General features: G+C 66.8%; 8 protein-coding genes and 1 pseudogene. 5 read left to right on the top strand and 4 right to left on the bottom strand.

The features are described 5' to 3' along the window. Positions 1–916: 916 nt before the first annotated feature. Positions 917–1426, top strand: a complete 510-nt coding sequence (locus C1J01_RS41190) for a DUF402 domain-containing protein (protein ID WP_111184475.1) — start codon at positions 917–919, stop codon at positions 1424–1426. A 42-nt stretch (positions 1427–1468) separates the two neighbouring features. On the opposite strand, the gene C1J01_RS41195 is transcribed toward C1J01_RS41190, so the two are convergent. Beyond that, positions 1469–2110, bottom strand: a complete 642-nt coding sequence (locus tag C1J01_RS41195) for a response regulator (RefSeq protein WP_111184476.1) — start codon at positions 2108–2110, stop codon at positions 1469–1471. Continuing rightward, positions 2107–3303, bottom strand: coding sequence for a sensor histidine kinase (locus C1J01_RS41200; protein ID WP_220040361.1), 1197 nt, complete (start codon positions 3301–3303; stop codon positions 2107–2109). Before C1J01_RS41200 ends, C1J01_RS41195 begins: the two co-directional genes overlap by 4 nt. Positions 3304–3416: 113 nt before the next feature. On the opposite strand from C1J01_RS41200, the pseudogene C1J01_RS41205 reads away from it, so the two are divergent. The 3 genes and pseudogenes from C1J01_RS41205 to C1J01_RS41215 all read left to right on the top strand — a co-directional run. Then, positions 3417–4070, top strand: a pseudogene (locus C1J01_RS41205) (ABC transporter ATP-binding protein); the annotation flags it as partial. 62 nt (positions 4071–4132) lie between these two features. Further along, positions 4133–4897: an ABC transporter permease subunit gene (locus tag C1J01_RS41210; protein ID WP_111184477.1), complete on the top strand. Its 765-nt coding sequence runs from the start codon at positions 4133–4135 to the stop codon at positions 4895–4897. 199 nt (positions 4898–5096) lie between these two features. Next, positions 5097–5873, top strand: coding sequence for an ABC transporter permease (locus tag C1J01_RS41215; RefSeq protein ID WP_111184478.1), 777 nt, complete (start codon positions 5097–5099; stop codon positions 5871–5873). A 122-nt stretch (positions 5874–5995) separates the two neighbouring features. Here the strand turns inward: C1J01_RS41215 and C1J01_RS41220 are convergent, their stop codons facing one another. Both C1J01_RS41220 and dapA read right to left on the bottom strand, forming a co-directional pair. Next, the gene (locus C1J01_RS41220; protein WP_111184479.1) at positions 5996–7681 is read right to left on the bottom strand and encodes a ribonuclease J; all 1686 of its coding nucleotides are present in this window, start codon (positions 7679–7681) and stop codon (positions 5996–5998) included. A gap of 54 nt (positions 7682–7735) precedes the next feature. Beyond that, complete coding sequence (gene dapA, locus C1J01_RS41225) at positions 7736–8653, bottom strand: 4-hydroxy-tetrahydrodipicolinate synthase (protein ID WP_111184480.1); 918 nt, start codon at positions 8651–8653, stop codon at positions 7736–7738. Positions 8654–9508: 855 nt separating this feature from the next. On the opposite strand from dapA, the gene C1J01_RS41230 reads away from it, so the two are divergent. Beyond that, on the top strand, positions 9509–10225 hold the full coding sequence (locus C1J01_RS41230; protein WP_111184481.1) for a GntR family transcriptional regulator: 717 nt from the start codon (positions 9509–9511) through the stop codon (positions 10223–10225). Positions 10226–10483 lie beyond the last annotated feature (258 nt).

Here is a 10483-nt window from a genome sequence, read left to right on the forward strand (position 1 = left end):
CCGCCACCCTCGCCGACCACCTAGGGACGTACGCCAAGGCAGGCGCGACAGAGTTTCACCTGTATCACGCCGGCCTTGCTTCCCCCCGACGCCTGACAGCCCTCTCCCAAGCCCTTCACCTCCACGCGAGAGGAACCACGGCGCCCTGACCGATAAAGACCTCTCCCGAAGCCGGAAACAGATCCCTCGAAGAAGGGTCTCTGAGCGCTCCCTCCAGACCGAAGCACCGATACGTCTCCCTTCCCGCCACGTGGCCCCAGAGGCGGGAACGATCCGTGCCATCCCGACCGCAACCGAGCCCAAGGAGGGCTCGGTACTAATCCGCTCTGTCAAGTCCCAAGCCGGCCGAACGCTCTCACCGCGGCGCCCAGCTCGCCATAGCGGCCATCCGCACCACCATCGCTGGCGAACTACACCGCCGCCTTCACTCGCCGCGGCACTGAACAATTCGCTGGAGGCCTGAACGACTCGCTGGAGGATTGCAAGCCCCGCCACCAGCCTCCACTATTCCAACCCTCCCTGCGTGCCGCCACTATTCACAGCACATCCCGGTACCCTGCCGTATCCAACGCACGCGTAGGACCATCACTATGTTCAGAAGCAGATTCCAAGCCACCGTGCCACTCGACACCCCAGCAACGCCCACCCACAAGCCCGCGAGCTACCGAAAACGCTGGACCCCACGCCATCCGTGCCCCGGCGAACTGCCGTAACCCTGTATTTCAGCATTCACCAAACCCAATGCCGCTCCCACTCCCGCCTGACCTCAAACCAAGTTCCTAGTCACGCATGCGAGCGCCTCTGAAGAGCCCGGCCGCGTGCCCGCCCCGGCCGACTGCGGAGCATTCGCGCACCGCCTCCATCAACACTCGACCGACCCCTCCTGCGTACAGCACGGATATGAAAGATTCTCCCTATGACTGACGTGCGGATCGTCTTCCGTAAGTACGGTGGCGCATTGCACTGGCATCATCCGGGCCGTCTGCTCGGCGACGACGAGCACGGCGTCTGGGCGGAAGTGCCGGGCGGCACGGTGGCCCGTAAGGGCGCCGACGGCCCACCTGTCACCTGGCACACAACCGTGATCATGCTGTTTCCTCGCAACGCCTGGTGGACCGCTTCATTCAACACACCACCCAACAGGAGCGAGATCTACGTCGACGTCACCACCATTCCGGAATGGAGGGACGACGAGGTGACCATGTACGACCTCGACCTGGACGTGATCCGCATGAGAGACGGACGGCTTATCCTCGACGACGAGGACGAATTCGCCCTCCATCAAGTGCTACTGAATTATCCACCCGATTTCATCATAAAAGCACAGAGAACCGCACTGTGGCTGATGAATGCAGCGGGAGAGAGAAAAGGCCCATTCGGTGGCGCGCACTTGGCGTGGCTGTCGAAAGCTACAGGAAAAGTCTGACACGGGAGCCGGAGAGCGGGAGCCCTCGCTGAACACCTTACATCACCCAGCAGCCGACACCAATCCGCTCTCATAAGCCGCAATAACCAACTGGGCCCGATCGCGGGCCTCCAACTTGGCCAGCAAACGAGTGATGTGCGTCTTCACCGTGGCAAGGGTCACCTGCAACTCCGCCGCTATCTCCCCGTTCGAAAGGCCACGCGCGATCAGCACCAGCACTTCCCGCTCCCTCTCGGTGACCCCGTCCAATCCTTTCACCCGGGGTTGCGCGGGAATGCGAGTGAACTCCTCAATAAGCCTGCGCGTCACCGTAGGGGCCAGCAACGCCTCACCGCTCGCGACCACCCGAATGGCGGCAAGCAGATCAGCCGGCGGCGTATCTTTCAGCAGGAACCCGCTGGCGCCTGCCCGAAGTGCATCATAAACGTACGCATCAAGATCGAACATCGTCACGACAAGGACCCGAGCGACATCCCGGATCCGCCGAGTAGCCTCAATGCCATCCATTTCCGGCATTCGTACATCCATAAGCACCACATCCGGCCGCTGCTCCAACACAACGGAAACGGCCTCGACGCCGGTCCCCGCCTCACCCACCACCTCCAGGTCGGGCTCGGAGTCGACCAGCACCTTGAAACTCCCCCTCAGCAATGCCTGATCATCGGCCACGACCACCCGAATCACGACACCTCCTGATAGGGCAATGTCGCGAAGACCCGGAATCCATGTCCGGGGAGACTCCCGGCTTCGAACATGCCGCCATACATCATGACCCGCTCCCGCATCCCGATCAGGCCATGCCCGGTGCCGTCAGCGGCCGGCGACCGCCTCCCCCGCCCGTCATCGACGACCTCGATCCTGACCTGTTTCCCGTCGGCCACGACCGATACCCGGCAGCGCGCAGGCACGGCGTGCTTGGCCACGTTGGTGAGCGCCTCCTGCACGATGCGATAGACCGACAGCCCCAAACCGTCGTGCAGCCCGCCCCACTCCCCGCTCTCGGCCCGGCCCGCACGGTGACCGGCTTCGACGCTGAGCTCGAGCTCCACCTCGACCCCCGCCTGCCTGGCCCGCTCGACCAGCTCCTGAATCCCCGCCAGGCCGGGCGCGGGAACGAGGTCAGGAGCCGCCGTGGACCTGAGCACGCCGAGCAGGTTACGCATCTCGACCAGGGCACTCCTGCTCGCGGTCTCGATGACGCGCAGGGCGTGGTGAGCCTCCTCCGGTTTGGTCGCCATGACGTGGTTGGCGACCCCGGCCTTGACGGCGATCAGCCCCACGCTGTGCGTGACCACGTCGTGCAGCTCACGGGCGATGCGTAACCGCTCCTCGGCCACCGCCTGCGCCGCCAACCGTTCGGCCTCACGGGCGGCATAGAACCTGCGCTCCCGCACGGCCCGACCGACCGTCCAGGCTCCGCCCAGCGCCGCGATGCCGAGAAGCGGCTGGTCGATGTGGAGCAGCCAGTCAGGGGCACTGTCCCGGGGCGTGCCCGCCACCGTCAGGGTCAGGACGGTGCTGAGGCTCACCACGCCGATGGCCGACGTCGGGACCGCGGGGCCGAGCCTGTCGGACAGCGCGACGATGTAAAGGGCGTACGCGGGCGCGACGTAGGCGAAACCCACGGCGCCGGTCACCGCGGCGAAGACGGCGAACACGAGCGTCAAGCAGAAGATGGGCAGCGGCCACAGGCGGCGCGCGGCCAGCGGCAGGCCCAGCCCGAGCGGGAGTGCGAGCCGCACCCACGGGGGCAGCGCCGTGGCGTGGACGGTCACGGTGAGGAACACGAACGCCAGGCACACCCCTGCCACCGCGTCCAGCATGACAAGCTGACGACGGCTCAAGGGCCTGGCGAAGAAGGGGTACGTGTCGGCCACGTGTTGAACCGTAGCCGCTGAGGTCGAGCTCGCACGTCAACCCAGGGTCTGACCTTGAAGTTCGAACCGTGGTCCGACGTGCCGGCGACCCGCCGCCCGGCATCCTCTACGGCGTGATCGAACTCCACCACCTCACGAAGTCCTACGGCAGCACACTCGCGGTGGACGACCTGTCCTTCAAGGTCGAGCCCGGCCATGTGACCGGTTTCCTCGGGCCCAACGGCGCGGGCAAGTCCACGACGTTGCGCCTGATCCTCGGTCTCGACGCGCCGACTTCCGGCCAGGCGCTGGTCAACGGGCGCCGATACACCTCGCTCCGCAGACCGATGCGTGAGGTCGGCGCGCTCCTCGACGCAGGCGCGGTCCACGGCGGACGCAGCGCCTACGACCATCTGCTCTGCCTGGCCCGCAGCAACGACATCGGCCCGCGACGCGTCTCCGAGGTGCTCGACCAGGCGGGGCTGGCCGGCGTGGCGCGCAAGCGGGTGGGCGGTTTCTCCCTCGGCATGAGACAGCGGCTCGGCATCGCCGCCGCGCTGCTCGGCGATCCTGGTGTGCTGATGTTCGACGAGCCGGTCAACGGCCTCGATCCCGACGGCGTGCGGTGGATCCGCGAGCTCATGCGCTCACTCGCCGCGCAGGGGCGGGCGATCCTGCTCTCCAGCCATCTCATGAGCGAGATGGCTCTCACCGCCGACCGCATCGTCATCGTCGGCTGCGGCAGGCTCGTCGCCGAGGCGACGGTGACGGAGCTGACGACCCGCTATCCCTCGCTCGAAGACGCCTATCTGGCGCTGACCTCCGGCAGCGTCCAGTACGGAGGCGCCCGATGAAGGCGGTCGTTTCCTCCGAATGGCTCAAACTGCGCTCGGTGACGTCCACCTATCACGCGCTGGCGACGGCGGCTCTGCCCATTGTCCTCGGCATCGTGTGGACGGTCTACGTGACCGGCCTCGCCGACGAGCGCGGCAGCGTGCGCGCCGCCGCTCCCGAGCAGGGGTTCCTGCCGCTCCTCCAGACGAGCCTGGCCGTGCTCGGAGTGCTCGCCATCACGTCCGAGTACGCCACCGGCACCATCCGCACCAGCCTGGTCGCCGTCCCGAAGCGCGGGGCCTTACTCCTGGCCAAGAGCGGCGTCGTCGGTCTGACCACGTTCCTGGCGGCCCATGTGATCCTCTTCGTCACCTACGCGACCAGCCGCCTGATAGCAGGTGATCACCACCTGGGCTTCAACGAGGCGTCGTTCGCCGACGAGGTGCCGATGCTGCTTGCTTCGGGGCTGTCGGCGACCGCGCTCGCGTTGGTGGGGCTCGGTCTCGGCGCCCTGATCAGATCGACGGCGGGAGCCATCGTGTCGGTCGTCGCCCTGCTCTTCGTGCTGCCCGGCATCGCCATCTACCTTCCGCCGCCCTGGAACACCCGCGTAGCGACGCTTCTCCTGCCCAACCTCGTTCCGCAGATCGCGGAGGAACGTCTCTCATCCCGCCTGGGTGACGGGTTCCTCCCGCCATGGGCCGCCCTGACTCTTCTGCTCGCCTACCCCTTGGTCACCCTCGCCATCGGCTATTACGCCCTCAAGCGGAGAGACGCATGACCTCGCCCGCCGACACCCACCACAAGCCGACCGGAAACCCTCTCGCCTCCGCGCTGGCGCATCGAAAGAGAGCGCGCGCGTCCATGGGCGCGCGCACGACCCCGACGCCATCGCGCCCGGCGATGAGCACACACGCTGCCCTGTTCACGCCCCGAGCCGATGCGGAAGCGATGTCTCGCTGCGCCGAACGGATGTCCACATGAGCGTTCTCACCAGCGAATGGCTGAAAATCCGCTCGGTGCGCTCCACCCACCTGATCCTCGGCCTCGGTCTTGGCACCGTCCTACTGGGCTTCGCGCTCGCGGTGATGGCAGCCGGCATGTACGACGCCGCTCCGCCTGAGAAGCAGCCGGGCGCCCGGGTCGCGAACCTGGAGGAAGTGCTGGTCATCGTGCCCCAGCTCTGTCTGGGCATCCTCGGCACGCTGGCGATCACGTCGGAATACGCCACCGGACTGATCAGGACGAGCGCCACCATCGTCCCCCGTCGCTGGCCGATCCTCGCAGCCAAAGCGGCGATCGTGGGCGCGCTGGGCCTGGCCGTCGGTCTGCTGACGACGTTCGGCACCTACGTCGTGACCCGCGGGGTGCTAGGCGATCGCTTCTCCGGGGCCTATGCCGGCGCCTTCACCGACCGGTTGCCGCTCCTGATCGCACTCGGCCTCACCGTGCCGACGTTCGCGCTGCTCGGCCTGGGGCTGGGCGCGCTGCTGCGCTCCAGTGCCGGGGCGATCGCCATCATCGTCGGCCTCGTCTATGTGATCCCCATGGTCATCGGCAACATTCCAGAGCCCTGGAGCGAACGTCTCGGCTCCGTGATGATCGGCGCCCTCCCCCGCCAGCTCATCGGCGGCAGCAACGCCTCTTCGGTGTACGGCTCGCTCCTGCCGCCGGCGCTGGCAGCCGCGTGCCTGGTCGCCTACGCGGCCGTTCCGCTGCTTGCCGCCACGTGGCTGATCCGCCGAAAGGACATCTGACCGACGTGCGCACACCGCAGCCCAGCACCGAAAGACAGTCCGGCCCCACAGCAATCGGGGGCCGAATGTCCGGTCTTCCTCGGGTACGGCAGGCTGAGCCGCCTGCCGTACCGTCTGGAGGGTCAGACCTCGAGCACCACCGGGATGATCATGGGTCGGCGGCGGTAGGTGTCGCTGACCCAGCGGCCCACCGTACGACGCACCACCCGGCGGATCTCCTGCATGTCCACCACGCCGTCCGCGGCCTTCTCCTCAAGGGCTCGCTGGATCTGCGGGATGAACTCGTCGAACTGCTGGGGATCGATGCCCGATCCGCGCGCGTGGATCTCGGGACCGGCGGTGAGCTTGCCGGTGCTGGAGTCCACGACGACGACCACGGAGATGAACCCCTCGTCGCCGAGGATCCTGCGGTCCTTCAGCGAAGTGTCGGTGATCTCGCCGACCGACGAGCCGTCCACGTAGACGTATCCGGCGTGTACGGCGCCGACGATCTTCGCCCGGCCGTCGACCAGGTCCACCACGACGCCGTCTTCGGCGATCACGATGTGGTCCTCGGGCACGCCGGTGAGGGCTGCGAGCTTGGCGTGCGCGCGCAAGTGGCGCCACTCGCCGTGCACCGGCATGAAGTTCGACGGCCGGGTCAGGTTCAGGACGTACAGGAGCTCGCCCGCGGCCGCGTGACCGGAAACGTGCACCTTGGCGTTGCCCTTGTGCACGACCCGGGCGCCCCACCTGGTGAGCCCGTTGATGACCTTGTTGACCGCCGTCTCGTTCCCCGGCACCAGCGACGACGCCAGCAGCACGGTGTCGCCTTCGGCGATGCGGATCGGATGGTCGCGGTTGGCCATCCTGGACAGCGCCGCCATCGGCTCGCCCTGCGAACCGGTGCAGACGAGCACCACGTCCTTCGGCGGCCATTCCTCGATGTCGCGCGAGTCGACGATCAGGTCCGGCGGCACCTTCAGATACCCCAGGTCCCTGGCCACGCCCATGTTACGGACCATGGAACGCCCGACCAGCGCCACCTTGCGGCCATGCCGGGCGGCGGCGTCCATGACCTGCTGGATGCGGTGTACGTGCGAGGCGAAACTCGCCACGATGACCCGCTGCTCGGAGGTGCGGATCACCTCGTCGATGACCGGCCCGATCTCCCGCTCGCTGGTGACGAAGCCCGGCACCTCGGCGTTGGTGGAGTCGGACATCAGCAGGTCGACGCCCTCCGTGCCGAGCCGAGCGAACCCGCCCAGGTCGGTGAGACGGCCGTCGCTCGGCAACTGGTCCATCCGGAAGTCGCCGGTGTGCAGCACGATGCCCGCCGGGGTCCTGATGGCCACGGCGAGCGCGTCGGGGATCGAGTGGTTGACGGCGAGGAACTCGCAGTCGAACGGCCCGAAGCTGTGCCGCTCTCCCTCGACGACCTCGTGTTTGGTCGGCTGGATCCTGTGCTCGGTGAGCTTGGCCTCGATCAGGGCAAGCGTGAGTTTGGAGCCGATGAGCGGAATGTCGCGCCGCTCACGCAGAAGGTACGGCACCGCCCCGATGTGGTCCTCGTGGGCGTGCGTCAGGACCACGGCTTCGACGTCGTCGAGCCGGTCCCGGATGTATTCGAAGTCGGGCAGGATGAGGTCGACGCCCGGCTGGTCGGGCTCGGGGAACAACACCCCGCAATCGACGATCAGCAGGCGACCCTCATATTCGAAGACGGCCATGTTTCTGCCGATCTCCCCCAACCCGCCGAGCGCGACGATGCGCAGGCCGCCTTCAGGCAGCGCGGGTGGGGGGCCAAGCTCAGGATGCGGATGGCTCATGCCTGGCCCCCACGGTCAGATCGTGTTCTCAAAACTCCCGGTTCCTCCCCATTCCTATACGTCTGTCAACTTCACCCCGCCGGCCACCAGGCAAGCACGCAGCTCGGCGATTTGCTTTTCCGTTGCTTCCACGAGCGGCAGCCGTACCGGACCGACCGGCATCCCGACCATGCTCAGAGCGGCCTTCGCCATGATCGCGCCGCCCGCGCGGAGCATGATGCCGTCGACCACGGGCGCCACCTGACTGTGAATCACTCGCGCCTGCTCGACGTCGCCGCTCTTGAACAGGTCGATCATGCGCGCCAGCTCTGCGCCCACCACGTGGCCGACAACGCTGACGAACCCGGCGGCGCCCTGCGACAGCCAGGCCAGGTTGAGGAGGTCGTCGCCCGAGTAGAAGGCGAGATCGGTCGAGATCATCACCTGGCCGGCGGCGAACAGGTCCCCCTTCGCGTCCTTGACGGCCACGATGCGATCGTGCTGCGCCAGGCGGATCAACGTCTCCGTCTTGATCGGTACGCCGCTCCGCCCCGGGATGTCGTAGAGCATCACCGGAAGGTCGGTTGCATCGGCGACAGCGCCGAAGTGCCGATACAGGCCCTCCTGCGGCGGCTTGTTGTAGTAAGGCGTCACCACCAGCAGGCCGTGCGCACCGGCACGGGCCGCCTGTTTCGCGAGCTCGACGCTATGGCGGGTGTCGTTGGTCCCCGCCCCCGCCACAACGGTCGCGCGATCGCCGACCGCTTCGACAACGGCGCTGACGATGCGCTGCTTCTCGTCGTCCGAGGTCGTGGGCGACTCACCGGTCGTCCCGTTGACGATCAAACCGTCGTTACGCTGCTCATCCACCAGATAGGTGGCAAGACGTCGCACAGCCGCATAATCGACCTCACCGTCGGGGGTGAACGGCGTGACCATCGCGGTCAGCATACGGCCGAAGGGTGCGTCGGTGGTTCCTGTTGGCGATGCCATAGTGGGAACGGTACCCGGATTCGGAAATCCATTGGACGCCGCCACCCCGCTTTGCCTGCCTCGTACCGGTTTTTGCCGCCTTTCGCCGGCATCGAGACGGCTGACGTTCCGGTCACAGGCATGCGTTACGTCACAGGGGTCTCAGGGTGTCCTGCGAGATCATCGGTGACAGCGCTCACCTATGAGCCCCGCCGGCCCGTACCCGGGTGAACTGCCTGAGCGTCGCGCCGCGCACGGGGCGAGACCACGCCGCTGGTCGCGGCCGCAGAAAGGCCATCCGATGGGGCCGAACTGCTTCGCCGCCTCCAGTCGACCACTGCGCGCCCATGCGTACGGGGGGCCGGTGACAAACACGTAGGTGCCCGAGGAGACAACGGTGGATGCCGCGCTTTTCGGCAATGTCGGGTTCGTCGCTGATGAATCGTTCGAGCCGGCAGTGGCGGTGCGCATACAAGATAGCCGGGCAGGCCAAATCTTGTGGACGCGAGCTTGGGGAGCAGCAGACGCGAATGCGGCCAACCCGATGCCAGAGCGTGGCATGCGGCCGACGGTCTATCGTGGCCGGTGCGCCCGCAGTGTCACGGCGCGCCGCCGCGAGACTCCAACCAGGGGTGTCACCAGTGCCGCTCGCGCCGACAGCAGACATGGAAGAGGCCGCCGATATGTGCTCGGGGGTACACACATCGACGACCTCTACCGGAGAATCGCTGCACCTTACGTCTGCGTTACAGCGTTTCTCCGATAATTTTCCGCCATTGCAAAGTTGGGGCTCCAGCCGTCATCGATGACGGTCGGTTACCTGCCGAATACGGCAACATGGGGCAACGCCTCACACGAACCCCCAGGGATGGACTAGTGGCCACCTCAGATCCGGTCTACCTGCGCGTCGTCGAAGACATCCGGCGACAGATCACCGACGGCACCCTTCCCCCCGGTGCGCCCATTCCCTCGCGGGCGCAGCTGACCCGCAAGTACCAGGTCGGCGAGACCGCAGCCCGTCACGCGCTACGCGTACTCGCGGGCGAAGGCCTCATCATCGGCCGGGTGGGCTCGGGCCATTACGTCAGGCAACGCCCAGACCTGACACCACTCCACCGCTGGCGATTCCTCGATCACCCTGCCCCGTTCGCCGCCGACCTGCAGTCTCAGGGCAGACGTGTGACGTGGGACTGGCACAGCGAACCGGTCGAAGCGGGTCCTGTCATCGCCAGGCGGCTACGCCTGCCCGAGTCGACCATGCTGACCAGAACGCGCTATGTCTACCGCGGCGACGGCAAACCACTCCAACTCGCCACCTCGTATGAGCTGCGTGAGTTCGCCCCTCACACGGACGACGAACGGCGAAGTGTCGTCGCGAGGCTGTACGCGCACGGCGTAAAGATCACTGAGATCGTCGAAAGCGTACACACCCGTGTTCCTCGCCCGGCGGAGAGTGATGCGCTTGATCTGGCGGCCGGCGTGCACGTCCTGCACGTCGAACGTACGCACTGGGCCGGCGACCGTCCCGTGGAGACGAGCGACATCGTCATCCCGGGCGACCGTTTCCGGGTCATGTACAGCATGCCCGTCTGAACAAGAGAGGCTCCGGGCGAGCGCCTCCTCGCCCGGAACGCTCACGATGCCCTACCACCGGTGCACCTCTGTACGTGCCTCGCCACCACTCGAACCGCCCGGCCCGCCGAACGCTCGCGTTCTATGTCGCAACCGGCACCCCGTCTCTATGCCGCAATAAGCTCAACGGGCCAGTGTCTATGGCGTAACTGGCTCAATAGGCCCCATCCCACACCCGGGCGCAATGGACGCCGGGCAACTCGGCCCTCCAGCGGAACC

Source organism: Nonomuraea aridisoli, from assembly GCF_003236395.1.
Taxonomy (GTDB): domain Bacteria; phylum Actinomycetota; class Actinomycetes; order Streptosporangiales; family Streptosporangiaceae; genus Nonomuraea; species Nonomuraea aridisoli.

Excerpts from the sequence above, each read along its gene's own strand:
- C1J01_RS41220 (WP_111184479.1), bottom strand. The coding sequence starts at position 7,681 with ATGAGCCATCCGCATCCTGAGCTTGGCCCCCCACCCGCGCTGCCTGAA.
- C1J01_RS41190 (WP_111184475.1), top strand. The coding sequence starts at position 917 with ATGACTGACGTGCGGATCGTCTTCCGTAAGTACGGTGGCGCATTGCAC.
- C1J01_RS41210 (WP_111184477.1), top strand. The coding sequence starts at position 4,133 with ATGAAGGCGGTCGTTTCCTCCGAATGGCTCAAACTGCGCTCGGTGACG.
- C1J01_RS41215 (WP_111184478.1), top strand. The coding sequence starts at position 5,097 with ATGAGCGTTCTCACCAGCGAATGGCTGAAAATCCGCTCGGTGCGCTCC.
- dapA (WP_111184480.1), bottom strand. The coding sequence starts at position 8,653 with ATGGCATCGCCAACAGGAACCACCGACGCACCCTTCGGCCGTATGCTG.